Below are 24,354 nucleotides of genomic sequence, written 5' to 3' on the forward strand. Positions count from 1 at the left end.
CTCCGATGAACCGTGCTCGCCCGGCTGTTGCCGCACCGATCGCCGTCGCCGGACTCGCGCTGGTCGCGGCCTGCGGGACCAACCCGTACGCCACGTCCGGTGCCGTCCAGCCGGTGGTGCTCGGGGCGCAGCAGCAGCCGGCGGGCGCGGTTCCGGCCGGCGCCGCGGTCCAGCTGATTTCGTCCACTGTGGACGGGCTGGGCGCGGTGCTGGCCGACGCCGAAGGGCACACGCTCTACCGCTACGCGAAGGACTCGGCCGAGCCGTCGAAGGCGACCTGCGCCGGCCCGTGCGCGACGACGTGGCCACCGCTGGTCTCCGACGGCCCGGCGCTCGCCGCCGGCGTGGACGCCAAGCTGGTCGGCCTGGTCACCCGGCCGGACGGCCGTCAGCAGGTGACGGTCGCCGGCTGGCCGGTCTACCGGTTCGCGAAGGACACCGGGCCGGGCATCGCGCTCGGCCGGTCGGCCGGCGCGGACTGGGCGGCGATCACCCCGACAGGGGAGAAGGCGGGCACCGGGAGTTCCACCGAGCCGGCCACTGAGCCGGCCACCGGGCGGCCCACCGTCGGCACGGCGGAGATCGACGGTCTCGGGCGCGTCCTCACGGACACCGACGGCCGCACGCTGTACCTCTTCACCAAGGACGGCAAGGATTCCGGAAAATCCGCTTGCGACGAAGCGTGCGTGCGGAAGTGGCCACCGCTGCGCGCCGACGCCCGCATCACCGTCGCCGACGGCATCAAGGCCGGACTGGTCGGCCGCATCCGCCGAGCGGACGGCACGAGCCAGGTGACGGTCGGCGGCTGGCCGGTGTACACCTACACCGGTGACGGCGCGCCGGGCCAGGCGAGCGGGCACGGCGCGGGCGGCACCTGGTACGCACTGGAACCCAACGGCTGCAAGGCAGACCCGGCCGGCAGGCCCGCGGTCCGGCAGGCGTCGGCGACCTCCCCCGGCGGGTACTGACCCGCCCCTCGATCCCCGGCCCGGCGGACACTTCCCTCCACCTCACCCCCCGAGTCCGCCGGGCCGGTTGCACCACCCCGAAGAAACCGCGGGACGCCCCGTCCCGCACCTCGATCCCCGGTCCGGTGGACGCTTTCCCTCCACCTCACCCCCCTTGTCCACCGGGCCGGGATTCCTCACCCCCACCGATCCGGCCTGGCCGGATCAGCGAAGGAGGAGAAGGCGGGAGTCGCTCCCGCCCGCGAGTTCCGGCCCGGTGGACGCTTCCCTCCACCTCACCCCCCCGTCCACCGCGCCGGAACCCCTTCCCACCCACCTCTCAAGCCCAACCGACCCTCCAGGCACGCACCCCGACCTTCCCGATACGCAACCCGCCCCTCGAGGTACGCAGCCCGACCTCCCAGGCACACCAGCCTCCTCCAGATCCGCGAGATGCCCCACCAATCACGCGAGATGCCTCCCCAGTCACGCGAGATGCCTCCCCAGTCACGCGTGATGCCTCTCCAAACACGCGAGATGCCCCGCCCAACTCACGAGATCCGCCCCCAATCACGCGAGATCCGCCTCCAGACACGCGAGCTCCGCCCTCAAACACGCGACGTCCGCCCTGAATCACGCGACTCCCGCCCCGAAGCCCCAGCCGGTGGCCGCCCCTCGGTCACCGTTCCGGCGCCACCTTCGCGGCTCCCCATGAACCCCGGTCCCGGGGGATGCTTCCCTCCACCTCACCCCCCTCATCCCCCGGGCCGGTGAACGCTGCGGTCCCCGTGCTCCGGCACGGGGACCGCGGCCCAGAAGCCCCGCGGCACCCGGCCCGCGACGTCGGGCAGACGGCCCGGGCATGGCGGATTCGTCCCGACTCTCGCATGATCGGCAGATGACCCTGCGCACCGACGCCGCCGCCCTGCTCGACGACCTCGTCGCCCTGCGTCGCGACCTGCACCGGATCCCCGAGATCGGCCTGCACCTGCCGCGCACCCAGGAGCGGGTCCTCGCCGCACTGGACGGCCTGCCGCTCGAAATCACCCTCGGCAAGAGCCTGTCGTCGATCACCGCGGTGCTGCGCGGCGGCGCACCCGGCGGCACCGTCCTCCTGCGGGGCGATATGGACGCCCTCCCGGTCACCGAGGCCGGCGGCGAGGAGTTCACCTCGACCCTCGACGGCGCCATGCACGCCTGCGGCCACGACCTCCACACGGCGGGCCTGGTCGGTGCGGCCCGCCTGCTCGCCGCCCGTCGCGGGGACCTCTCCGGCGACGTCGTCTTCATGTTCCAGCCCGGCGAAGAGGGCTGGGACGGCGCCGGCCGCATGATCGACGAAGGCGTGCTGACCGCGTCGGGCAAGCACGTCGACGCCGCCTACGGGCTGCACGTCTCGGCCGGGACCTACGCCAACGGCCAGTTCGCCATCCGCCCCGGCACGCTCATGGCGGCGTCGGGTGCCCTCGAAGTCCGGGTGAAGGGCGACGGTGGCCACGGCTCGTCCCCGCACAACGCCCGCGACCCGATCCCGGCCGCCTGCGAGATGGTGACCGCCCTGCAGACGATGGTCACCCGCACCTTCGACGTCTTCGACCCGGTGGTCGTCACGGTCGGTTCGTTCCACGCCGGCACCCGGCGCAACATCATCCCGGACGACGCGGTGTTCGAGGCGACCCTGCGCTCGTTCTCGCCCGAAGCCGCGGCGCGGGTCGGCGAACGGGCGGAGCAGGTCTGCCGCGGCATCGCGCAGGCCCACGGGCTCGGCGTCGAAGTCACCTTCGAACCCGAGTACCCCGCGACGGTCAACGACGCCGAGGCCAGCGCCTTCGTGGCCGACACCGTCCGCGACGTCTTCGGCGAGGACAGGCTGCTCGAGATGGCCGATCCGATCGCCGGTTCGGAGGACTTTTCCCGCGTCCTGCAACGAGTTCCCGGCGCGTACCTCTTCCTCGGCGCGTGCACCGCCGACCCGGCGACGGCGCCGGAGAACCATTCGCCGCGCGCCCGCTTCGACGACGGCGTGCTCGGCGACGGCGCCGCGCTGCTGGCCGAGCTCGCCGTCCGCCGGCTCGCGCTGCTCGCCGGATGACACCCGGGCGGAGCTCCCGGCTGATCGTCCACTGTGGAGCGAACGGCCTCGGCGCGGTTGCGGTCGTGAGTAAGCTGACCTTCGCGCCGGCCGCCGTGGCGGCGCCGCGACGGACATCTCTCGTGGAGGCGGCGTGACGCGCACGGTGTTCACCGGCGGTTCGGTGTTCGACGGCACCGGCGCGGACCCGGCACCGGCCGACGTCGTCGTCGAGCACGGCCGGATCATCGACGTCGGGACGGATCTCGACGGCGACGAGGGCGTCGACTGCACCGGCGCGGTGCTGCTGCCCGGGCTCTTCGACTGCCACGTGCACGTGACGATCTCGGACATCGGTCTGCTGGCGCGGGTGCAGAAGCCGTTCTCCTACCAGTTCTACGAAGCCGCGCGGAACCTGTGGGCGACGCTGGGGCTGGGCATCACGACGGTCCGCGACGCGGCGGGCGCGGACCTCGGCATCAAGCAGGCGGTGGACGACGGCCTGATCCCGGGGCCGCGGCTGCAGATCTCCGTCGGCCTGATCAGCCCCACCGGCGGCCACGGCGACGGGTGGCACCCGTCGGGGCTCTGCGTGCCGCTGCTGGTCCCGCACCCCGGCCGGCCGGACACCACGGTCGACGGCCCCGACGAGATGCGCCGGGTGGCCCGGACGCTGCTGCGCGCGGGCGCCGACGTGCTCAAGGTGTGCACGACCGGCGGCGTGCTGTCCCCGCGCGACGACCCGCGGCACGCGCAGTTCACGCCGGAGGAGCTGGACGTCCTGGTGACGGAGGCGGCGATGCAGGGCCGCCCGGTGATGGCGCACGCCCAGGGCGCGACGGGCATCAAGAACGCGGTCCGCGCGGGCGCGCGCTCGATCGAGCACGGGATCTACCTCGACGACGAAGCGATCGAGCTGATGCTCGGCCACGGAACCTGGCTGGTGCCGACGCTGATCGCCCCGGTCAACGTGGTCCGCGCGGCGGACGCGGGCGTCGACCTCCCGGCGGCGGTGGTGGCGAAGGCGCGCGAAGTGGTGGAGGTCCACCGGGACTCGGTCCGGCGCGCGTACGCGGCGGGCGTCCGGATCGCGATGGGCACGGACAGCGGAGTCGGGCCGCACGGCACGAACCTCGAGGAACTGGCCCTGATGGCGGCGTGCGGGATGCCGCCCGGGGACGTCCTGGCGGCGACGACGTCGTCGGCGGCCCGGCTGATGGGCCTGGACGGCGAGCTGGGCCGGCTCGAGCCGGGCCTGCGGGCGGACGTCGTGGTGGTGGCCGGCGACCCGTACGACTTCCCGGCGCTGGCGTCGAACATCCGGGAGGTCTGGAAGGACGGCGTCCGGGTGGTCTGACGCCGAGTCGTCCACCCGGGCACGCGTGTCGCCGGTCAGGGCTCCGGGTTCAGCAGGTCCTTCAACGCCGCGGCGAACTTCGCCGGGTTCCGCTGCGGCGCCAGGTGCGAGCCCGGCAGCTCGGTGAACGGCAACCCCAGCTCCAACGCCAGGATCTTCGCCGGCTGGTAGTGGTAGCGGCCCCGGCTGCCCTCGCCCGCCACCGGGAAGATCTCCGTGCTCGCCTTCCGCAGCGCCCGCAGGTCCGGCAGGTAGTCGAAGAACTCCGTCAGCTCGCGGTCGAACAACCGGATCCAGTCGGCCTCGTGGGGGAGGCGGAGGTTCGGCAGGTTCGGCAGCGCGGCGCCGGCGATCGCGTCCGCGAAGCGGGTCACCGCGGCCATCAGCTCACCCGAACGGGCCAGCCGGACCTGTTCCGCCGCCGCTTCGAGCCAGCCGCCCGCGTCCGGCATCAGGTGGACCGCCGGGGGTTCGTGCGCGACCAGCGTCGTCACGCGGTCCGGGTGGCGGGCGACGAGGTCGAGGCCGATCAGGGCGCCCGCGCTCGAGCCGAACACCTGCGCCGGGCCCCCGGCCGCGTGGTCGAGGACCGCCAGTGCGTCGTCCGCCTGCAGGGAAACCGGCACCGGGCCGGTCGTCGTGTCCGTGCTGCCGAAGTGGCCGCGGCGGTCGTAGGTGATCACGGTGAAGTCGGCGTGCAGCTGCTTCGCCAGCGCGCGGTAGGCCTCGCCCGATCCGGTGCCGCCCGCGATCAGCAGCAGCGCCGGGCCCTCGCCGCCGCGGCGGACGAGGAGCTCACCGTTTTCCACCGGGCAACGGCTTTCCGAGATCATGCCCCGAAGTGAAGCACAACCCGTTCACCCGACGGCGTGGTGGTCGAGCCGTGCCGGGCTAGAGCCGTTCGATGATCGACGCGGTGGCCAGCGCGCCGCCCGCGCACATCGTCACCAGCGCCGTCGAGGCGTCCCGGCGCTCCAGTTCGTGCAGCGCGGTCGTCAGCAGGCGGGCGCCCGTGCTGCCCACCGGGTGGCCGAGGGCGATCGCGCCGCCGTTGACGTTGACCCGGTCCGGATCGGGGGAAACCACCTGCTGCCACGACAACGCGACCGAAGCGAACGCCTCGTTGACCTCGAACAGGTCCACGTCGTCCACGGTCATCCCGGCCCGGGACAGCACGCGTTCCGTCGCGCGGATCGGGCCGTCCAGGTGGTAGTACGGCTCGGCGCCGACCAGCGCCTGCGCGACGATCCGGGCCCGCGGACGCAGACCCAGCGCGGCCGCCCGGTCGGCGTCCAGCAGGAGCAGGGCCGCCGCGCCGTCGGAGATCTGGGAAGACGTGCCCGCCGTGTGGACGCCGTCCTCGACCACCGGCTTCAGCCGGGCGAGGCCTTCGACCGTCGTCTCGCGCAGGCCCTGGTCCCGCGCGACCAGGTGGGTTTCCCCGGTCGGTTCGCCGGAAGCGGAGAGGACCGGCGCCTTCACCGGCACCACTTCGCGGTCGAAGTGGCCGGCGGCCCAGGCGGCCGCCGCCTTCTGCTGGGAGGCGGCGCCAAAACGGTCGACGTCCTCGCGGGTCAGCCCGCGGCGGACCGCGATCCGCTCGGCCGCGCCGTACTGGTTGGGCAGGTCGATCGACCACGACGAGGGCCGCGGGGACGCGCCGGCCCGGTTCGTGCCGAGCGGGACGCGGCTCATCGCTTCGACCCCGCACGCGACGCCGGCCTCGATGGCGCCGGTCGCGATCAGGCCGGCGATGAGGTGGGTGGCCTGCTGCGCCGAGCCGCACTGGGCGTCGATCGTCGTCGCGCCCGCCGTCTCGGGGAGGCCCGCGTGCAGCCACGCGGTGCGCGTGACGTTGTTCGACTGCTCACCGGCCTGCGTGACGCAGCCGCCGATGAGCTGCTCGACCAGCGCCGGGTCGATCCCGGCGCGGTCCAGCAGGGCGAGCTGCGCGGCACCCAGCAGCTCGGCCGCGTGCAGGCCGGCCAGCAACCCGTTCCGCTTGCCGATCGGGGTCCGCACGGCTTCGACGATGACCGGCACGCCCATGTCGTCCCTTTCGTCGGGAAACACTGTTCACTGACCCTGAAACTAGAACAAGTTATCGTTTTGTGCAAGTCTGCGCAGGGTTGCACCCTTGTTGATCTCTCCGGGGTGAGCGCATGCTCACCTGGCATCATCGGTTAAGTAAACGGGTTTCACTTACGGTCTTCCGTTGGTTAACGCCGTATGCTTCAATCCAACCTAGAACGTGTTCCAAGCCGAACCGTGGGAGGCAACGTGGCCGCTCCGCTCATCCCCGCCGGGTTCGACTTCACCGATCCCGATCTCTTGGCAGAGCGACTTCCCGTCGCCGAGTTCGCCGAACTGCGGCGGACCGCCCCGGTGTGGTGGAACCCCCAGAAGCACAACACCGCCGGCTACCGGGACGACGGCTATTGGGTCGTCTCGCGCCACGCGGACGTCAAGGAGGTCTCGCGCGACAGCACGCTGTACTCGTCGCGTGAGAAGACCGCCATCATCCGCTTCGACGAGAACATGACCGAGGACAACCTCGAGGCCAACCGCTTGGTGCTGCTCAACATGGACGCCCCGCAGCACACGAAGCTGCGGCGGATCGTGTCGAAGGGCTTCACCCCGCGGTCCATCTCGAAGCTCGAGGACACGCTGCGCGACCGCGCCGAGCGGATCGTCCACGAGGCGCGCAAGAAGGGGTCGGGCGACTTCGTCACCGACGTCGCCTGCGAGCTGCCGCTGCAGGCGATCGCCGAGCTGATCGGCATCCCGCAGGACGACCGGCTCAAGATCTTCGACTGGTCCAACCAGATGGTCGCCTACGACGACCCGGAGTACGAGGTCGCGCCGCTGGAGGCGTCCGCGCAGCTCGTCGGGTACGCCTGGAACATGGCCGAGGACCGGCGCAAGTGCCCGATGGACGACATCGCCACCAAGCTCGTCCAGGCCGACGTCGACGGCGAATCGCTGGGCTCCGACGAGTTCGGGTTCTTCGTCATCCTGCTCGCGGTGGCCGGCAACGAGACCACGCGCAACGCGATCACCCACGGCATGAAGGCGTTCCTGGACCACCCGGACCAGTGGGCGCTGTTCAAGGAGCAGCGCCCGAAGACCGCGCCCGACGAGATCGTCCGCTGGGCCAGCCCGATCGTCGCGTTCCAGCGCACGGCCACCCGCGACACCGAACTCGGCGGCGCGCAGATCCGCAAGGGCGACCGCGTCGGCATGTTCTACAGCTCGGCCAACTTCGACCACGAAGTCTTCGAGGACCCGGAGAAGTTCGACGTCCTCCGCGAGGACAACCCGCACGTCGGCTTCGGCGGAACCGGTTCGCACTACTGCATCGGCGCGAACCTCGCCCGGCTGGAGATCGACCTGATCTTCAACGCGATCGCGGACGTGATGCCGAACATCACCGAAGCGGCACCCCCGGTGCGGCTGCGGTCGAGCTGGCTGAACGGCATCAAGCACTACCCGGTGAACTACGGCTGAGGAACTCCTCGACGCGGTCCCAGGTGAGCGCGGCCGCGGCCGCGTCGTATTCCGGGCCGCGCTCGTCGGTGTAGAAGTGGCCGATGCCCGGGTAGGTGTACACCCGGGCATCGGCGCCCGACCGCGCCGCGGCTTCGCGCCAGGCCGCGACCTGGGCCGGGGGTGCGATCGGGTCGGGGTCGGCGACGTGGACCTGCACCGGCAGGCCCGCGCGGACCTCGGCCGGCAACGCCCCCACGGCGTGCACCATCAGCACGCCCGCGGTGCCGGGCCGGTGCGGCAGCACGGTCTGGACGACGCCGGCGCCCATCGACACGCCCACGAGCACGGTCTCCGCGGGCAGGTCGCGCACGGCGTCCAGGGCCCGCCCGGTGATGGTCTCCCAGCCGACGGCGTCCTTCAGCGCGAAGCCTTCTTCGAGGGTCGAGGCCGTCCGGCCGGCGTAGAGGTCCGGGGTGGCGACGCGGTGCCCGGCCGCCCGCAGGCGGCCGGCGAAGCCGAGTTCGACGGGCCGCAGTCCCAGCACGGAGTGGAACACCACGATGTCGGTCACCCGGCAATCCTGCCAGGGGATGACATGATGGCCCGATGGCAGTGCGAGCGACCGTGGACGTCGAGTTCGCCATCCGCGTCACCAAGCCCGGCCCCGCGGCGATCTCGGTCTCCGCGGCGCACGCCGACACCGAGGAACTCACCGTGTCCTGGCACGGCGCGAGCGAACTCGTCGAGTTCGCGCACGGCGCCCGGGCCGAGGTCTTCGACCTCCCCGGCGGTGAACACCGCGTCACCTACCACGCCGAACGCGCGCTGGGGGAGCCCGAGCCCGAGCCGGTGACGCTCGCCGACGTCGCCGTGTTCACCCGGCCGAGCCGGTACTGCCCGTCCGACCGCGTCGCCGGGCTCGTGCCGCCGGAAATCGTCAAGCTCAAGAACCCGCGCAGGCAAGTCGAGGCCATCGTCCGGCAGGTCCACGAGCGACTGTCCTATGTGGTCGGCGCCGGCCGGCCCACCGACGACGCGATCGACACCCTGCTGGCCGGCGAAGGGGTCTGCCGGGACTTCGCGCACGTCTGCATCACCTTGTGCCGCTTCCTCGACATCCCCGCGCGGTACGCCGGCGTCTACGCGCCCGGGCTCGCGCCGATGGACTTCCACGCCGTCTTCGAAGCCGCCGTCGAGGGCCACTGGTACGTCTTCGACGCCACCCGGCTCGCGCCGCGCCAGACCATGCTGCGGATCTCGACCGGCCGCGACGCCGCCGACACCGCCTTCCTCGCCACCCTCGGCAGCGAACTCGACTTCCTCGGCAGCACCGTCTTCGCCACGACGGACGCCGCGCTGCCCGCCGACGACGGGTCCGGGCTGGTCGTTCTGGGTTGACCCCGCGTGTTGCCTGCGCAAAGACGGCCCCGGCTGGGTAGACAGTCCTGGTGAAGAGTTCCCCCAAGGCGCCGAGCCGCTGGGCCCGGGCACGCGCCCGGTACCGGTGGCTGGACCACATCGCCCGCGCGACCAACCGCTACATCGAGTCCGGCGGCTACCACTACGTCGCTTCGATCACCTACTTCAGCCTGCTGTCGCTGGTGCCGCTGCTGATGGTCGCCTCTTCGGTCGCCGGGTTCGTGCTGGCCACCCAGCCGCACCTGCTCGACACGCTGGTGCACGCGATCGTGTCCACGCTGCCCGGCGCGCTCGGTGACAAGGCCACCGAACTGCTCACCGGCTTCGTCGAGCAGCGGACCAGCGTCGGGGTGCTCGGCCTGGCCATCGGCCTGTACTCCGGCTGGAACTGGATGAACGCCGTGCGGGACTCGCTGACCGCGCTGTGGGGGCAGAACCGGTCGGACCAGTCGCTGCTGCGGCTGATCCTCGTCGACCTGCTCGCGCTGCTCGGCCTGAGCGCGGCGCTGATCGTGTCGTTCACCCTCACCATCTCCGGCACCGCGCTCGGCGGCTGGCTGCTCCGGCTCGCCGGCCTGGACGACACGAGCTGGGGGCACCAGCTCGTGTCGGCGTCCTCGGTGCCGCTCTCGCTGGCCGCCGACTGGCTGGTGTTCCTCTGGGTGCTCACCCGGCTGCCGCGGCAGAAGGTCGGCGTGCGCAGCGCGGTCCGCGGCGCGGTCGCGATGGCCGTCGGGTTCGAGGCGCTGAAGCTGGCCGGCGGGTTCTACCTGCGGCTCATCGGCGACTCGCCGACCGGGATCGCGTTCGGGTCGGTGATCGGCCTGATCTTCTTCATCTCGCTCGTCGCCCGGCTGCTCGTCTACGTCACGGCGTGGACCGCGACCGGCTCGGACGCACCGCCGAGGCCGGTCCAGCCGCCGGCGCCGGTGGTGCTGAAGCCGGTGGTCGTGGTCGACCCGCCGATGGCCGTGCCCGCCACGGTCGGCGTGGTCACCGGCGTCCTCGGCACCCTGCTAGCCCTCCGCCTCCGCCGCCGCTCCCGTCGTGAGTGGTAATTAGGGTTAGAACCCGAATTACCACTCACGAGCCGGGCTTCTCCGAGCCGACCAGCCACATCGAGAAGTACTGGGACCCGCCGCCGTAGGCGTGGCCGAGCGCTCGGCGCGCGCCGTCCACCTGGTAGGCCCCGGCCCGGCCCATGACCTGCTTCGCCGCTTCGGAGAACCGGAGCATGCCGGACGCACCGATCGGGTTGGAGGACAGCACCCCGCCCGACGGGTTGCACGGCAGCCGGCCGCCGATCGCCGTCTCGCCCTTCTCGGTGACCTTCCAGCCCTCGCCTTCGGGCGCGAACCCCAGGTTCTCCAGCCACATCGGCTCGAACCACGAGAACGGCACGTAGATCTCCGCGACGTCCACTTCGGACATCGGGTCGGTGATCCCGGCCTCGGCCCACAACGCGGCCGCGGCTTCGCGCCCGGCCCGGGGGTTCACCTGGTCGCGGCCGGCGAACGTGGTCGGCTCGGTACGCATCGCCGTCGCGTGGATCCAGGCCGCGCCGCCTTCGACGGCGTCCCCGGCGGCTTCGTCGCCGAGCACCATCGCGCACGCGCCGTCGGACGACGGGCACGTCTCGTCGTAGCGGATCGGGTCCCACAGCATCTGCGACGCCCGTACCGACTCGACGGTGATGTCCGGCTGCTGCAGGTGCGCGTACGCATTGAGGGCGCCGTTGCGCCGGTCCTTCGCCGCGACGATCGCGCCGACGTGCTCGGGTGCGCCCGAACGGCGGATGTAGGACCGCACGTGCGGCGCGAAGTAGCCGCCCGCACCGGCACCGACCGGCATCTGGAACGGCGGCAGGATCGACAGCCCCCACATCGCGTTCGATTCCGACTGCTTCTCGTAGGCCACCGTGAGCACCCGCCGGTGCACCCCCGCCTGGATGAGCGACGCCGCCACCAGCGCCGTCGAACCACCCACCGAACCGGCGGTGTGCACGCGCAGCAACGGTTTCCCGGTCGCGCCGAGGGAGTCGGCGAGGAACAGCTCGGGCATCATGACGCCCTCGAACAGGTCCGGCGCCTTGCCGAGCACGACGGCGTCGATGTCGGCCCACTCCACCTGGGCGTCGAGCATCGCGCGGTCGATCGCCTCGCGCAGCAGGCCGGGCATCGAGACGTCCTGCCGCTTGGCGCGGTGGTGCGTCTGGCCGGTGCCGAGCACGGCGGTGAGCTGCTTGGTCATCGGGCCTCCAGCACGGTCACCAGGTTCTGTTGCAGGGCCGGGCCGCTCGTCGCGTGCGCCACGGCCTTGCGGGACTCGCCACGGTGGATCCGGACGGCCGCTTCGCCGATCCGGGCGAGCCCCGCGGAGAACATCGGGTTCGCGGCCAGCGCCCCACCGGACGGGTTGATCTTCACGCCGTCGCCGAGCCCGAGCGCGCTGCGCAGGATGAGCTCCTGGTGCGTGAAGGGCGCGTGCAGCTCGGCGAGGTCGACGCCGTCGAGGTCCAGCGCCCTGGCCGCCGCCTCGGTGGACGGCGAACGCGTCAGGTCGCGGGCGCCGAGCACGGGGGAGTCGACGCGGTGCTCGATGCCGGTGATCACCGCCGGGCGGTCGACGATCGCCCGCGCGCGTTCCACGGTGGACAGCACGATGACGGCGGCACCGTCGGTGATCGGGGCGATGTCGTGCCGGCGCAACGGATCGGCGTAGTACGGGTTGTCGAGCAGTTCCGCGACGTCCTTGCCGGTGCCGCGCGCGGCGACTCCGGCCAAGTCCTTTTCGGACCACAGCCCGGCCTCCAGGCCCAGCCGTGCCTGGATCCCGGCGATCGAAACCGAGTCCGGCCACAACGGCGTGACGACGTACGGGTCGAGCTGCAGGGCGAGCACCCGGCGCAGCTGCCCGGCGCTCGACTTGCCGAAGCCGTAGACGAGCGCGGTCTCGACCTCGCCCATCTTGATCTTCAGCCAGGCTTCGTAGAGTGCCCAGGCGGCGTCCATCTCGACGTGCGACTCGTGGATCGGCGGGAACGCGCCGATCGCGTCGACGGCGGCGATGAAGGAGAACGCGCGGCCGGCCAGGTAGTCCGACGAGCCGGAGCACCAGAAGCCGATGTCCTGCTTGGACAGCCCGGTCTGCGCGAAGACCTCGGCGAAGATCGGGACGAGCATCTCCACGCCGTTGGTGGTACCCGGCGTTTCGCGGACGTTGGGGGCCTTCGCGAAGCCCGCGATCGCGACGTCTGGCATCAGGACCTCACAGGTGGTGGGCGAAGGTTTCGTAAGCCGCGTCCGGCTCGCCGGTCGGCTCGAAGTGGCTGATGTTCTCCAGCGACGTCCACCACTCCTCGCGCGGCTTCCACGCGGCGCGCACCCGCATGCCCATGCGGACGTCTTCGGCGGCGCAGCCGAGCACGAGGTGCAGGAAGGCGATGTCGGCGCCGTCGAGCAGGATGTACGCGGCGACGTACGGCGGCTTGAGCCGCTGGCCGAGGAACGGCACGTTGACGATGCAGAAGGTGGTGACGATTCCGGTGTCGGGGAGCTCGACCTCTTCGGTGGTCGGCACGCCGTCGGTCGGGCAGGCGCCGCGCGGCGGGATGTAGACCTTGCCGCAGGCGGGGCACCGCTGGCCGATCATCTTCCCTTCGGCGAGCCCCCGCAGGTAGGTGCTTTCCTCGGGGGAGGCGGAGTGCATGTACTTGAGGTGCACCGGCGTGATGACGACGCTGACCGGCGCGCCTTCCTCGCGGTCGGCGACCGGGGGAGCGGACTCGGTGGGCGTGGTGTCCTCGGCGTCCACCGGGAGGAAGTAGGCGATGTCGCGGATGTGCCCGACGGTCTCGTCGGCCCACCGCACGCGCACCCGCTGACCACTGTGGATCTTGTCGGGCGACCCGGCGTCCACGGCGTGCAGCATCGGGGTGTCGGCCCCGTCGAGCTGCACGAGCGCCCACGCGAACGGCCGGCTCAGCGGCTGCCCGTCGAGGGGTTCGGGACACCACGACCACGAGACGACCGTGCCTTCGGTGGCGACCGGGACGAATTCGCCGAGCTGTTCGGCGGTGACGGGGTCGTACTCGACCGGCGGGACGTGCACGCGCCCGTCGCTGCCCCGGATGCCTTCGATGCGGTGGTCACGTAAGGAGTTGACGAACCGGCCGAGGACGGGCCCGGTCGAGCGGGTGTAGTCGAAGCCGACGTTCAGCGGTGCCGCAAGCGGTGTCTCGGTCACGTCCTTGAGTGAAACACGTTCTCGTTCTGCCGACAAGATTCCTCCGCGGGCTGCTCTGGTGAGAAAGGAACGTGTTCTCGGTCAGCGGCCCTTGAAGTCGGGCTTCCGCTTCTCCGAGAAGGCCCGTGGCCCTTCCTTGGCGTCCTCCGAGGCGAAGACCTCGATCCCGTACTGCGAGTCCAGCTTGAAGGCTTCTTCCTCGTGCAGTCCCTCGGTGTCCCGGATCGTCCGCAGGATGGCCCGCACGGCCAGCGGCCCGTTCGCGTTGATCAGCGCGGCCAGCTCCAGCGCCTTCGTGAGCGCGGTCCCGTCCGGCACGACGTGCCCGATCAGGCCGATCGCCAGCGCCTCGGAAGCGGACAGGTGACGTCCGGTCAGCAGGATGTCCGCGGCCACCGTGTACGGGATCTGCCGCGGCAGCCGCACCGCCGAGCCGCCCATCGGGAACAGTCCCCACCGCGCCTCCGACACCCCGAAGCGGGCCGACTCGCCCGCCACCCGGATGTCCGTTCCCTGGAGGATCTCGGTTCCGCCCGCGATCGCCGGGCCCTCGACCGCCGCGATCAGCGGTTTCGTCAGGCGGCGGCCTTTCAGCAGGCCCGGGATGCGCGCCGGGTCGAACTTGCCCGAGGCGAACGATTCCGACGGCGAATTCTTCGACATCGACTTCAGGTCCGCGCCCGCGCAGAACGCGCCGCCCGCACCCGTGAGGATGCAGCTGCGGATCGAGTCGTCGGAATCGACGCGGTCCCAGGCGTCGACCATGATCGACATCATCTCGCCGGTGATCGCGTTGCGCGCCTCGGGCCGGTTCATCGTGACGACGAGGGTCTGCCCCTCCTGCGACACCAGCGCGTGCGGTTCACCCACGGAAGACCTCCTGAAGGAGCAGTGCCATTGCCCGGAACGATAACATGTTCTACTTTGAGGGCGTGGCACTCAACATCGCGGATCTTCTGGAGCACGCCGTCGACGCCGTGCCGGAGCGCGTCGCGGTCGTGTGCGGCGACCGGCAAGTCACCTTCGCCGAACTGGAGGCGCGGGCCAACCGGCTCGCCCACCACCTCGCCGCACACGGCGTGGGACGCGGATCCCACATCGGGGTCTACTCCCGCAACTCGATCGAGGCCTTGGAGGCGATGATCGCGGCGTACAAGCTGCGCGCGATCGCCGTCAACGTCAACTACCGCTACGTGCACGGCGAACTCGTCTACCTCTTCAACGACGCCGAGCTCGTCGCACTGGTCCACCAGCGCAGCTACGCGGACAAGGTCGCCGCGGTGCTGCCGGAAGCGCCGAAACTGAAACACGTTGTCGTGATCGACGACGGCGAAGACGGCGACTACGAGCGCTACGGCGGCGTCGACTACGAAACGGCGCTCGCCGAGCAGTCCCCCGAGCGCGATTTCGCCGAACGCTCGGGTGACGACCTCTACATCCTCTACACCGGCGGCACCACGGGCTACCCGAAGGGCGTGCTCTGGCGGCAGGAGGACGTCTGGCGCGCGCTCGGCGGCGGGATCAACTTCGTCACCGGCGAGTACGTCCCGGACGAATGGACGCTCGCCGAGCAGGGCAAGCTGGGCAGCCTGAGCCGGCTGCCCTGCGCGCCCCTGATCCACGGCGCCGCGCAGTGGGCCGCGTTCGGCGCGCTGTTCACCGGCAGCCCGGTGATCTTCGTGCCCCGCTTCGACGCCCACGAGATCTGGAAGACCGTGCAGAAGCACAAGGTCCAGGTCCTCACGATCGTCGGCGACGCGATGGCCCGGCCGCTCATCGAGGCCTACCACGAGGGCGGCTACGACGCTTCGTCGATCGTCGCGGTCTCGAGCCACGCCGCGCTGTTCTCGCAGTCGGTGAAACAGCAGTTCGTCGAACTCCTGCCGCCCCACGCGCTGGTCACCGACGCGATCGGCGCGTCGGAGAGCGGGTTCACCGGGATCGGCGCGGTGGCCAAGGGCTCCGACCACAGCGCCGGCCCGCGGGTCAACTTCGGCCAGGACGCCGTCCTGCTCGACGAAGACGGCAACATCGTCGAGAAGAAGCCCGGAGCGACCGGCCTGATCGGCCGCCGCGGGCACGTCCCGCTCGGCTACTACAAGGATCCCGAGAAGAGCAAGAAGATCTTCGTCGAGGTCGGCGGCGTCCGCTACGTCGTGCCGGGCGACTACGCCCGCTACGAGGAGGACGGCACCGTCACCCTGCTCGGCCGCGGCTCGCAGTGCGTCAACACCGGCGGCGAGAAGGTCTACCCGGAGGAGGTCGAAGGGGCGCTCAAGTCGCACCCCGACGTCTTCGACGCGCTCGTCATCGGGATCCCGGACGAGCGGCTCGGCCAGCGCGTCGCCGCCGTCGTCCAGCTCCGCGAGGGCGCCGAAGCGGACCTGGCTGCGCTCGAAGAGCACGTCCGCGGCGAGATCGCCGGGTACAAGGTGCCGCGCACGGTCTGGCTGGCCGAGAAGATCGGCCGCTCGCCCAGCGGCAAGGCGGACTACCCGTGGGCCCAGCGCTACGCCGCCGAGCACGAACCGGCCACGGCCCAGCCCGTCTGAGGAGGACAAGAGAGTGCGGACACCCCTGTGCGACCGGCTCGGCATCGACCTGCCGATCGTCGGGTTCACCCCGTCGGAGCACGTCGCCGCGGCGCTCAGCCGCGCCGGCGGGCTCGGCGTGCTCGGCTGCGTGCGGTTCAACGACGCCGCCAAGCTCGACCGGGTGCTCACCTGGATGGACGAGAACACCGGCGGGAAACCGTACGGCGTCGACATCGTCATGCCGGCGAAGATCCCCGCCGAGGGCACCCAGGTGGACCTCGCGAAGATGATCCCGGACGGGCACCGCGCGTTCGTCGACCGCGTCCTCAAGGAGCTTTCGGTACCGCCCCTGCCGGACGACACCGACGAGCGCGCGGGCGTGCTCGGCTGGCTGCACTCGGTCGCCCGGTCGCACGTCGAGGTCGCGCTGAACCACCCGATCAAGCTGATCGCCAACGCGCTCGGCTCGCCGCCGGCCGACGTGATCGGCCAGTGCCACGACAAGGGCGTCCCGGTCGCGGCGCTCGCCGGGAAGGCCGAGCACGCGGTGCGGCACGTCGAGAACGGCGTCGACTTCGTGGTGGCGCAGGGCTACGAAGCCGGCGGCCACACCGGCGAGATCGCCTCCATGGTGCTGGTGCCGGAGATCGTCGACGCGGTCGACGTGCCGGTGCTCGCCGCGGGCGGGATCGGGACCGGGCGCCAGGTGGCCGCGGCGCTCGCCCTCGGCGCGTCCGGCGTCTGGATGGGCTCGACGTGGCTCACCACCGAGGAGTACCTGCAGACCATGGCGACGTCGGGGGCGATCCAGCAGGCGCTCGTCGCGGCGTCGTCGTCCGACACCGTGCGGACGCGGATCTACACCGGCAAGCCGGCCCGGCTGCTCAAGACCCGCTGGACCGAGGCGTGGGCCGCGCCCGGCGCGCCCGAGCCGCTGCCGATGCCGCTGCAGAACCTGCTGGTTTCCCCGGCCCACAACCGGATCCACGCGACGAACGACCCGGAACTGGTGTCGATGCCGGTCGGGCAGATCGTCGGCCGGATGAACAGCGTCCGCCCGGTCGCCGATGTCGTCGCCGAACTGGTGTCCGGCTACGAAGAAGCCTTGTCCCGCTTGGACAAGACGCGCTGAACGACGGAGAAGGGGCCCCGCCGCGGCGGGGCCCCTTCGTCGTGCGGAAGCGGTTACAGCGTGGCGGCCGCCGCGGCGATCTTCGACGCGAACGTGCTCACCTCGGTGTAGACGCCGGGGGCGTGCGGCCGGGCGCAGCCGTCACCCCAGCTGACGATGCCGACCTGGATCCAGGCATTGTTGTTGTCGCGGCGGAACATCGGGCCGCCTGAGTCGCCCTGGCAGGTGTCGACGCCGCCGGAGGCGAGGTTGCCCGCGCAGATCTCGGCGCTCGGGATGAGGTCGGGGTAGCTGCCGCCCTGCGCGGCGCAGGTGGCGTCGTCGACGAACGGGACCGTCGCCTTGAGCAGGTAACGCTGCTGGGAGCCGCCTTCGGTCGCCGCGCCCCAGCCGGCCACGGTGAAGGTGCCGCTGTTGTACGCGGTGGTCGTCGCGATCGGCATGGTCGACAGCCCGCTCACCGGGCTGGCCAGCTTGATCAGCGCCCAGTCACCGCCGGTCGAGGTGCCGTACGTCGGAGACCGGTAGACGTAGGTGGACTTGATCTTCTGCGCGCTGGAGCTCTGCAGGTCGACCACGCCGACGGTGGCCGTGATCGAGGTGTTGGACCCGGTGCGGCTGACGCAGTGCGCCGCGGTCAGGACGATCTGCTTGGTGTACAGCGCCCCGCCACAGCCCATGGAAAGCCGGACCATGAACGGGAATTCGCCCTGGGCGGCCCGGGTGCCGCCGACGACGTTCGTGGACGGCGGCTGGGCGGCGGTGGCGACCGCGGGCGTCGCGAACGACGCGGCTGCGGCGACCGCGGCCAGTGCGGTGGTGGCGTTTCTGAGCAGGGTGAACCAGCGCTTGGGAGCCAAGGAGATCAGTCCTTCCAATGTCCACAGTGGAAGCCGGTGCCGACGGTGGCCCCACGACTACACCAGGTGCGCGCAGACCGGGACAACCGACTTTCTTCGGATCTTTCCGGCAGTCGGTTGTTTTCTCACCGGCGGATCCGACGAACGCCGTAGGCCGAAGCGCCCAGCAACAGCACTCCGCCCCCGGCGAGCACCGACGGCAGCGGCAGGCTGAAGGCGAGCACCACGCACCCGGCGAGGCCGAGGACGGCGATCGGCCGGGCCGTCCCGCGCAGCGTGAACGCCGCGGCGTTGGCGATCGCGTAGTACGTCAGCACGGCGAAGGACGAGAAGCCGATCGCGGCGCGCAGGTCGATCGACGCGGCGAGCACGGCGACGACGAGCCCGACCGCGAGCTCGGCCCGGTGCGGCACCTGGTAGCGCGGGTGCACGGCGGCCAGGAACCGGGGGAGGTGGCCGTCGCGGCTCATCGCCAGCGTCGTGCGCGAGACGCCGAGGATGAGCGCGAGCAGCGAGCCGAGGGCGGCGACGGCCGCGCCCACCCGGACCACCGGGGCGAGCCACCCGGGGACGGCCGCGGCGATCGGGTCCGGGCTCGCGGCGAGCGCGGCCGGGCCGAGCCGGACGAGCAGCAGCACCGCGAGCGCGGCGTAGACCACGAGGGTGATGCCGAGCGCGAGCGGGATGGCCCGGGGGATGGTGCGGGCCGGGTCGCGGACCTCCTCGCCGAGCGTGGCGAGCCGCGCGTACCCGGCGAAGGCGAAGAAGAGCAGTCCGGCCGCTTCGAGCACGCCCCCGCCGCCCGGCCAGGCGACGAGCGGGCCGCCGCTGGCGGGCCCGGCGGCCATCGCCACCGCGGCCGCGGTGAGCACGAGCAGGGTGCACGACACGATCACCCGGGTGGCGAAAGCCGACCGGTGCACGCCGAAGTAGTTGACGGCGGTGAGCGCGGCGACCACCGCGACCGCGAGGAGGCTCCGCCACGGCTGCCCGAGCCCGGGCGCGGCGTAGGCGACGACGGTCAGCGTCATCGCGGCGCAGCTGGCCGTCTTCCCGGTGATGAATCCCCAGCCGGCGAGGTAACCCCAGAATTCACCGAGCCTTTCCCGGCCGTATACGTAGGTGCCCCCGGATTCCGGGTGAATCGCGGCGAGCCGCGCCGAAGACGTCGCATTGCAGTAAGCGACCACGGCCGCGAGGACCAATGCGATGAGCAATCCGGCCCCGGCGGCACGCGCGGCGGGGGCGAACGCGGCGAACACCCCGGCGCCGATCATCGAGCCGAGGCCGAGGAAAACGGCGTCGGCCAGGCCGAGCCTGCGGTTGAGCGCGGTCGGGGGCATCCGGGTGATCCTCCAGGTATGAGCCGTGTTGCGTGCCACAGCGAACCACGGCGCACGGGAAACCGAATAGGGTCGATTCCGTGCCCGCCCCTTCGCGCCATTCCCGCCTGTCCGCCGACGGTCCCGTCCTCGACGGGATTCCCGAACACGGCCGCGTCCCGCGTTACTACGCGGTCAAGGTCGAACTGCTGGCGGTGATCGCGGAACTCGGCGAAGGCGCGGTACTGCCCACGGAGCGGGAATTGTGCGAACGGTTCGAAGTGTCGAGGGCGACCGTACGGCAAGCGGTCGCGGAGCTGGTGCTCGAGGGCAGGCTCAGCCGCCGCCAGGGGAGCGGCACGTACATCGCCGGCCCGAAGCTCGTCCAGCCGCTGGCCCTGGTGGCTCCGCGGCGTCCCGGCATCCGGCCGGGCCGCACGGTGATCACCCTGGAGCGCCGCCCGGCCGGCCGCGCGCTGGCCGCCGACCTGCAGGTGACGTCGGACGCCGAGGTGTTCCACCTCGAGCGGGTCCTGCTGGCCGACGAGGAGCGCGTCGGGCTCGAGTCGACATATCTCCTCGCCGCGCGGTTCCCGGACCTCCTCGACGTGTTCGACCCGGAGCAGTCCCTGCACGCGTGCCTGACCGGCCGCCTCGGGGCGGTGTTCGACGGCGCGGAAGAGCGGGTCGAGACGGTGCTGGCCACCCCGCGCGAGGCGTTGCTGATCGGGACGAACCCGGCGCTGCCGATGCTGCTGACCCACCGCGTCTCCTGGGGTCCGGACGGCGTGCCGTTCGAGCGGGTGCGGTCGCTCTACCGCGGCGACCGGCTCAGCTTCACGACGCGGCTGGGCCGCCTGGACTGACCGGCCGGATGCAACCCCGGGCCGGTTCACTCCGTCTGGCAGGTATGCGTACCACGGTGAAACTGCTGGGCGCGGGCCTGCTGCTGCTCACGGCGACGGCCTGCGCGGCGAATTCCGGCGCCGGCGCCCCGGCGGGGAGCAGTCAGGAGTCCGTTTCGTCCATGACGTCGGCGGCGTCGACGTCGGCGACGGCGGTGCCGGGAACGCCCACGCCGGCCCCGCCGCCGTCCCAGACGGTCGGGCGCCCGACGCAGGGCATCGCGCCCGGTGACGACGTCGTCGCCGAGACCCAGGTCGACGCGCGGACGCTGCCCGAGGGCTACCCGCGCAGCCTCACCCGCAGCCTCGACGGCAAGACCCTGATCCTGCAGGCCGAGGAGGGCGGCTGCCGCCGCATCTCGGCCCGCGTCGGCGAGCAGACCGCGCAGCAGGTCGTCGTGCTGGTCACCGTGCTGTCGGCGCCCAAGGGCCAGATGTGCCCGGACTACATCAAGGAGATCAAGATCCCGCTGGCGCTCGAGGCGCCGCTCGGGACGCGCACGGTCGTCCTCCGCCAGGGCTGACCACGCACGAACGCTGGGAGGGCCGCCCCGGGATGCCCGGGGCGGCCCTCCCAGACCAGGTCCGGGGTCCGCTCGGTGCAACCCCGCACCGCCCCCGTTCCGTCTTCGGGGCATGAGGTACTCAGCGAAGGTGGTCGGGACGGGCGCGCTCCTGCTGGTGGTGACGGCCTGCGCCGGCCAGGACATGCCCACCGACCGGCCCGCGGGATCGACCGGCAGCGTGTCGGTGCCCGCACCGGCGTCGCCGTCGCCGAGCGGATCGGTGCTGCCGGCGCCGCCCGAGCCCAACCCGCCGGGCAAGCCCCGGCTGACCGTGCCCGAGGGCAGCACCCAGGTGCCGGCGGACAAGATCGACGCGTCCGCGCTCCCCGCCGGGTTCCCGCGGGAGGTGTGGACGGCCAACGGTGGCACGGTGCTGAACATCCGCGCCCAGGAAGGCGGCTGCGGCCACGCCCTCGGCGAGGCGGCCGAGCAGGCGGGCGACCACGTCGTCGTCAACCTGAGCGAGACCAAGGCCCAGACCAACCAGATGTGCACGATGGACATCCGGTACCCGGTCATCTCGGTCACCCTGGCCGCGCCGCTGGACCAGCGCACGGTGGTGCTGAAGACCACGCCGCCGAAATAAGGGAGCGTGCCGCGGCCCCCGGAGAACACTCCGGGGGCCGCCTGCTGTCCGCAGTGGACAAACGTGGCGCGGTGGTCCGGACCACGACCTGCGTGTGGTCCGCTCATCGTCGAAGTTGTCGAAAATTGTCAGGGCTTCCGCTGAACCGCCGCCGTGACCGGCCCGTGTCCCCGGTGAGGTGGCGATCAGAGAGGAGGGGCCCATGCCCCGGTTGAGCAGTGGCCGGCACCGCAAGAAGGCGACCGTCGGATTGGCCGCGTTGCTGGGTGTTTCCGGTATCACCGCGACCGCCATCGCGCTGAGCAGTCCCGCGGGCAACGCGGCCGAAGCGCCCAAGGAGAACTGCGGTGGGCTCGACACCGCCCTGCAGAACAACCTGAACTTCATCGCGGGCCAGCAGGCGAACCCGGACGCGCAGTCGGCCGCGCGGATCGCCAACCGCCAGGCGGTGGTGGACCTGATCCAGCAGCGGCGGCAAGTTGCGGGCTGCACGGCGAACGTGGCGGCGAACAACGGGCAAGCGGCGGCGGCGCCCGGGAATTCCGGCAACGCGCCCGGAAAGGCGCAGGCGCCCGGTCAGCAGAAGAAGACGGAGCAACCGGCCGCGGGCGCCGGTGGCGCGGTGGGCCAGGTCGTTTGCCCCGGTTCGACCGTGACGCTTTCGGGCGAGGGCGGCGCACCGGCCGCGTCCAGCAACCAGTTCCCGGCGGGGACGAAGCTGAAGGTGACCAACCTGGACAACTCGAAGTCCACGACGGTGGAGGTGACGTCGGTGTCGGGCAGCTGCACGCTGCTCAACAACGCGGCCTTCGAACAGGTCCGGGAGCCCGGCAAGTTCCTCATCCGGCGCGCGCGGATCGAGCGCGTCGGCTGAGCGAGGAAGAAAGGGGGACACCGGCGGCGGGCCGGTGTCCCCCTTTTCCGCGCGCTAGCGGAAGCTGATCTGCAGCACCGGATCGCCGGTGCTGGCGAAGAAGTCGTTGCCCTTGTCGTCGATGACGATGAAGGCGGGGAAGTCCTCGACCTCGATCTTCCAGACGGCTTCCATGCCGAGCTCGGCGTACTCGAGGACGTCGACCTGCTTGATGCAGTCCTGCGCCAGGCGCGCCGCAGGGCCGCCGATCGAGCCGAGGTAGAAGCCGCCGTGCGCCTGGCAGGCGTTCGTCACCTGCTTCGAGCGGTTCCCCTTGGCCAGCATGACGAGCGAGCCGCCGGCGGCCTGGAACTGCTCGACGTAGGAGTCCATCCGCCCGGCCGTGGTCGGGCCGAACGAACCGGACGCGTAGCCCTCGGGCGTCTTCGCCGGGCCCGCGTAGTACACCGGGTGGTTCTTCAGGTAGTCCGGCATCTCCTCGCCGGCATCGAGCCGCTCGGCGATCTTGGCGTGCGCGATGTCGCGGGCGACGACCAGCGGCCCGGTGAGCGAAAGCCGCGTCTTGACCGGCAGCTGGGAGAGCTGGGCCCGGATCTCGGCCATCGGCCGGTTGAGGTCGACGGCGACGACGTCGTCGGAGAGGTCTTCCTCGGTGACGTCGGGCAGGAAGCGGGCCGGGTCGCGCTCGAGCTGCTCGATGAACACCCCGTCGGCGGTGATCTTGGCCTTGGCCTGCCGGTCGGCGGAACAGGAGACGGCGATGCCGACCGGGCAGCTCGCGCCGTGGCGGGGCAGCCGGATGACGCGCACGTCGTGGCAGAAGTACTTCCCGCCGAACTGCGCGCCGATGCCGAACTGCCGGGTCATCTCCAGCACCTGCTGCTCGAGGTCGGTGTCGCGGAACGCGTGCCCGAGCTCCGAGCCCTCCTGCGGCAGGTTGTCGAGGTACCGGGCGGAGGCGAGCTTCGCGACCTTGAGGTTGAACTCCGCGGACATCCCGCCGACGACGATGGCGAGGTGGTAGGGCGGGCAGGCGGCGGTGCCGAGGCTGCGCAGCTTCTCGTCGAGGAAGCGCGCGAGCCGCTTCGGGTTCAGGACGGCCTTGGTCTCCTGGTAGAGGAACGTCTTGTTGGCGCTGCCGCCGCCCTTGGCCATGAAGAGGAACTCGTACGTCGGGTCCCCTTCCTTGTGGTAGAGCTCGATCTGGGCCGGGAGGTTGGTGCCGGTGTTGCGCTCGTCCCAGAAGTTCACCGGCGCCATCTGCGAGTAACGCAGGTTCAGCTGCTGGTAGGCGTCGAAGATGCCCTGCGAAAGGGCACGCTCGTCGTCACCGCCGGTGAGCACGCCTTCGCCGCGCTTGCCGATGACGATGGCGGTCCCGGTGTCCTGGCACATGGGGAGGACACCGCCGGCCGAGATGGCGGCGTTGCGCAGCAGGTCCATGGCGACGAACCGGTCGTTGCCGCTCGCTTCGGGGTCGTCGACGATGGCTCTGAGCTGCTGCAGGTGTGACGTGCGCAACAGGTGCTGGATGTCGGTGATGGCGGTGCGGGCCAGCGTGGTGAGCGCTTCCGGGGCGATCTTCAGGAAGGTGCGCCCGGCGGCCTCGACGGTCTCGACGCCTTCGTCGGTGACCAACCGGTATTCGGTGGTGGTGTCCTTGCCCAGCGGGAGGACTTCGGTGTGCTGAAACGTGGTGGACGGCACTGCCAGGCTCCTTTGCCAGCTCCGGGATCGGTCCACCCTACGCAGGGGGTTGTTGTACCCGGTAGAAGCACCCGGTCACTGTGGGCCACCCCACGTGTTCTCTTCTGGGCGGGCTTGGACTCGGCCACCGTGGAAGCCGGGCTCGGGTGGGTCCAGCCCTCTTGAAGCCGGGCTCGGGTGGGGCCAGCCCCTTTGAAGCCAGGCTCGGGTGGGCCCAACCCCCTTGAAGCCAGGCTCGGGAGGACCCACCACCCCGATGCCCCGATTGTGACTACGGCCGGCAGCGCCGCGTCAAGGCGGGAAAGCGTGCCTTGACCCGGCGCTGCCGGCCGTGTTGGGG

Annotated in this window: 22 protein-coding genes; 12 read left to right on the forward strand and 10 right to left on the reverse strand. The window is 71.5% G+C overall.

The features are described from left to right. The first annotated feature begins 5 nt into the window (after positions 1-5). The 3 genes from ACWED2_RS34645 (at position 6) to ACWED2_RS34655 (ending at position 4,375) form a co-directional block, all read left to right on the forward strand. A complete protein-coding gene (locus ACWED2_RS34645; protein WP_449694726.1) occupies positions 6-968 on the forward strand; it encodes an SCO0930 family lipoprotein in 963 nt (320 codons plus the stop codon). 877 nt (positions 969-1,845) lie between these two features. Beyond that, positions 1,846-3,039: a M20 metallopeptidase family protein gene (locus ACWED2_RS34650; protein WP_449694727.1), complete on the forward strand. Its 1,194-nt coding sequence runs from the start codon at positions 1,846-1,848 to the stop codon at positions 3,037-3,039. Positions 3,040-3,172: 133 nt separating this feature from the next. Continuing rightward, a complete protein-coding gene (locus ACWED2_RS34655) occupies positions 3,173-4,375 on the forward strand; it encodes an amidohydrolase family protein (RefSeq protein ID WP_449694728.1) in 1,203 nt (400 codons plus the stop codon). 35 nt (positions 4,376-4,410) lie between these two features. Here ACWED2_RS34655 and ACWED2_RS34660 read toward each other — a convergent pair whose 3' ends face one another. Next, positions 4,411-5,208 (reverse strand): alpha/beta fold hydrolase, encoded by a 798-nt coding sequence (locus ACWED2_RS34660; RefSeq protein ID WP_449694729.1) that lies wholly within the window; start codon positions 5,206-5,208, stop codon positions 4,411-4,413. Positions 5,209-5,266: 58 nt separating this feature from the next. Continuing rightward, the gene (locus ACWED2_RS34665; RefSeq protein WP_449694730.1) at positions 5,267-6,424 is read right to left on the reverse strand and encodes a steroid 3-ketoacyl-CoA thiolase; all 1,158 of its coding nucleotides are present in this window, start codon (positions 6,422-6,424) and stop codon (positions 5,267-5,269) included. Positions 6,425-6,655: 231 nt separating this feature from the next. Between ACWED2_RS34665 and ACWED2_RS34670 the strand changes: the two genes are divergently transcribed. Further along, the gene (locus ACWED2_RS34670; RefSeq protein ID WP_449694731.1) at positions 6,656-7,882 is read left to right on the forward strand and encodes a cytochrome P450; all 1,227 of its coding nucleotides are present in this window, start codon (positions 6,656-6,658) and stop codon (positions 7,880-7,882) included. Here ACWED2_RS34670 and ACWED2_RS34675 read toward each other — a convergent pair. After that, entirely contained in the window at positions 7,854-8,435 is a 582-nt protein-coding gene (locus ACWED2_RS34675) for a dienelactone hydrolase family protein (RefSeq protein ID WP_449694732.1), read from the reverse strand. The two genes, ACWED2_RS34670 and ACWED2_RS34675, sit on opposite strands and share 29 nt — an antisense overlap. Before the next feature lie 35 nt (positions 8,436-8,470). Here ACWED2_RS34675 and ACWED2_RS34680 point away from each other — a divergent pair, with 35 nt between their 5' ends. Together ACWED2_RS34680 and ACWED2_RS34685 are read left to right on the forward strand one after the other, a co-directional pair. Then, a complete protein-coding gene (locus tag ACWED2_RS34680) occupies positions 8,471-9,262 on the forward strand; it encodes a transglutaminase-like domain-containing protein (protein ID WP_449694733.1) in 792 nt (263 codons plus the stop codon). A gap of 47 nt (positions 9,263-9,309) precedes the next feature. Further along, a complete protein-coding gene (locus ACWED2_RS34685; RefSeq protein WP_449694749.1) occupies positions 9,310-10,341 on the forward strand; it encodes a YhjD/YihY/BrkB family envelope integrity protein in 1,032 nt (343 codons plus the stop codon). Positions 10,342-10,366: 25 nt separating this feature from the next. Here the strand turns inward: ACWED2_RS34685 and ACWED2_RS34690 are convergent, their stop codons facing one another. The 4 genes from ACWED2_RS34690 to ACWED2_RS34705 all read right to left on the reverse strand — a co-directional run bounded on the left by ACWED2_RS34690 (position 10,367) and on the right by ACWED2_RS34705 (position 14,398). Continuing rightward, positions 10,367-11,533, reverse strand: coding sequence for a thiolase domain-containing protein (locus ACWED2_RS34690; RefSeq protein WP_449694734.1), 1,167 nt, complete (start codon positions 11,531-11,533; stop codon positions 10,367-10,369). Then, positions 11,530-12,543 carry a thiolase domain-containing protein gene (locus ACWED2_RS34695; protein ID WP_449694735.1) on the reverse strand — a complete coding sequence of 338 codons (1,014 nt, stop codon included), beginning with the start codon at positions 12,541-12,543 and terminating at the stop codon, positions 11,530-11,532. The genes ACWED2_RS34690 and ACWED2_RS34695 overlap by 4 nt, the downstream gene beginning before the upstream one ends. Positions 12,544-12,550: 7 nt before the next feature. Continuing rightward, a complete protein-coding gene (locus ACWED2_RS34700) occupies positions 12,551-13,528 on the reverse strand; it encodes a Zn-ribbon domain-containing OB-fold protein (RefSeq protein WP_449694736.1) in 978 nt (325 codons plus the stop codon). A gap of 81 nt (positions 13,529-13,609) precedes the next feature. Next, a complete protein-coding gene (locus ACWED2_RS34705; RefSeq protein ID WP_449694737.1) occupies positions 13,610-14,398 on the reverse strand; it encodes a crotonase/enoyl-CoA hydratase family protein in 789 nt (262 codons plus the stop codon). 62 nt (positions 14,399-14,460) lie between these two features. Between ACWED2_RS34705 and ACWED2_RS34710 the strand changes: the two genes are divergently transcribed. Beyond that, positions 14,461-16,080, forward strand: coding sequence for an acyl-CoA synthetase (locus tag ACWED2_RS34710; protein WP_449694738.1), 1,620 nt, complete (start codon positions 14,461-14,463; stop codon positions 16,078-16,080). Positions 16,081-16,093: 13 nt separating this feature from the next. After that, the gene (locus ACWED2_RS34715; RefSeq protein ID WP_449694739.1) at positions 16,094-17,194 is read left to right on the forward strand and encodes an NAD(P)H-dependent flavin oxidoreductase; all 1,101 of its coding nucleotides are present in this window, start codon (positions 16,094-16,096) and stop codon (positions 17,192-17,194) included. Positions 17,195-17,247: 53 nt separating this feature from the next. Here the strand turns inward: ACWED2_RS34715 and ACWED2_RS34720 are convergent, their stop codons facing one another. Further along, positions 17,248-18,054, reverse strand: a complete 807-nt coding sequence (locus ACWED2_RS34720) for a S1 family peptidase (protein ID WP_449694740.1) — start codon at positions 18,052-18,054, stop codon at positions 17,248-17,250. A gap of 125 nt (positions 18,055-18,179) precedes the next feature. Next, the gene (locus tag ACWED2_RS34725; RefSeq protein ID WP_449694741.1) at positions 18,180-19,397 is read right to left on the reverse strand and encodes an APC family permease; all 1,218 of its coding nucleotides are present in this window, start codon (positions 19,395-19,397) and stop codon (positions 18,180-18,182) included. A gap of 80 nt (positions 19,398-19,477) precedes the next feature. Here ACWED2_RS34725 and ACWED2_RS34730 point away from each other — a divergent pair, with 80 nt between their 5' ends. From ACWED2_RS34730 to ACWED2_RS34745, 4 genes are all read left to right on the forward strand, one after another. Then, entirely contained in the window at positions 19,478-20,242 is a 765-nt protein-coding gene (locus ACWED2_RS34730; protein ID WP_449694742.1) for a GntR family transcriptional regulator, read from the forward strand. Positions 20,243-20,286: 44 nt separating this feature from the next. Next, on the forward strand, positions 20,287-20,805 hold the full coding sequence (locus ACWED2_RS34735; protein WP_449694743.1) for a hypothetical protein: 519 nt from the start codon (positions 20,287-20,289) through the stop codon (positions 20,803-20,805). A gap of 112 nt (positions 20,806-20,917) precedes the next feature. Then, the gene (locus ACWED2_RS34740; protein ID WP_449694744.1) at positions 20,918-21,433 is read left to right on the forward strand and encodes a hypothetical protein; all 516 of its coding nucleotides are present in this window, start codon (positions 20,918-20,920) and stop codon (positions 21,431-21,433) included. Between the two features lie 202 nt (positions 21,434-21,635). Beyond that, a complete protein-coding gene (locus ACWED2_RS34745) occupies positions 21,636-22,307 on the forward strand; it encodes a hypothetical protein (RefSeq protein WP_449694745.1) in 672 nt (223 codons plus the stop codon). Between the two features lie 54 nt (positions 22,308-22,361). Here ACWED2_RS34745 and ACWED2_RS34750 read toward each other — a convergent pair whose 3' ends face one another. Continuing rightward, entirely contained in the window at positions 22,362-24,014 is a 1,653-nt protein-coding gene (locus ACWED2_RS34750) for a fumarate hydratase (protein ID WP_449694746.1), read from the reverse strand. Positions 24,015-24,354 lie beyond the last annotated feature (340 nt).

The organism is Amycolatopsis sp. NPDC005003 (assembly GCF_053600695.1).

Excerpts from the sequence above, each read along its gene's own strand:
- ACWED2_RS34645 (WP_449694726.1), top strand. The coding sequence starts at position 6 with ATGAACCGTGCTCGCCCGGCTGTTGCCGCACCGATCGCCGTCGCCGGA.
- ACWED2_RS34650 (WP_449694727.1), top strand. The coding sequence starts at position 1,846 with ATGACCCTGCGCACCGACGCCGCCGCCCTGCTCGACGACCTCGTCGCC.
- ACWED2_RS34660 (WP_449694729.1), bottom strand. The coding sequence starts at position 5,208 with ATGATCTCGGAAAGCCGTTGCCCGGTGGAAAACGGTGAGCTCCTCGTC.
- ACWED2_RS34665 (WP_449694730.1), bottom strand. The coding sequence starts at position 6,424 with ATGGGCGTGCCGGTCATCGTCGAAGCCGTGCGGACCCCGATCGGCAAG.
- ACWED2_RS34680 (WP_449694733.1), top strand. The coding sequence starts at position 8,471 with ATGGCAGTGCGAGCGACCGTGGACGTCGAGTTCGCCATCCGCGTCACC.
- ACWED2_RS34690 (WP_449694734.1), bottom strand. The coding sequence starts at position 11,533 with ATGACCAAGCAGCTCACCGCCGTGCTCGGCACCGGCCAGACGCACCAC.
- ACWED2_RS34695 (WP_449694735.1), bottom strand. The coding sequence starts at position 12,543 with ATGCCAGACGTCGCGATCGCGGGCTTCGCGAAGGCCCCCAACGTCCGC.
- ACWED2_RS34725 (WP_449694741.1), bottom strand. The coding sequence starts at position 19,397 with ATGCCCCCGACCGCGCTCAACCGCAGGCTCGGCCTGGCCGACGCCGTT.
- ACWED2_RS34735 (WP_449694743.1), top strand. The coding sequence starts at position 20,287 with ATGCGTACCACGGTGAAACTGCTGGGCGCGGGCCTGCTGCTGCTCACG.
- ACWED2_RS34740 (WP_449694744.1), top strand. The coding sequence starts at position 20,918 with ATGAGGTACTCAGCGAAGGTGGTCGGGACGGGCGCGCTCCTGCTGGTG.
- ACWED2_RS34745 (WP_449694745.1), top strand. The coding sequence starts at position 21,636 with ATGCCCCGGTTGAGCAGTGGCCGGCACCGCAAGAAGGCGACCGTCGGA.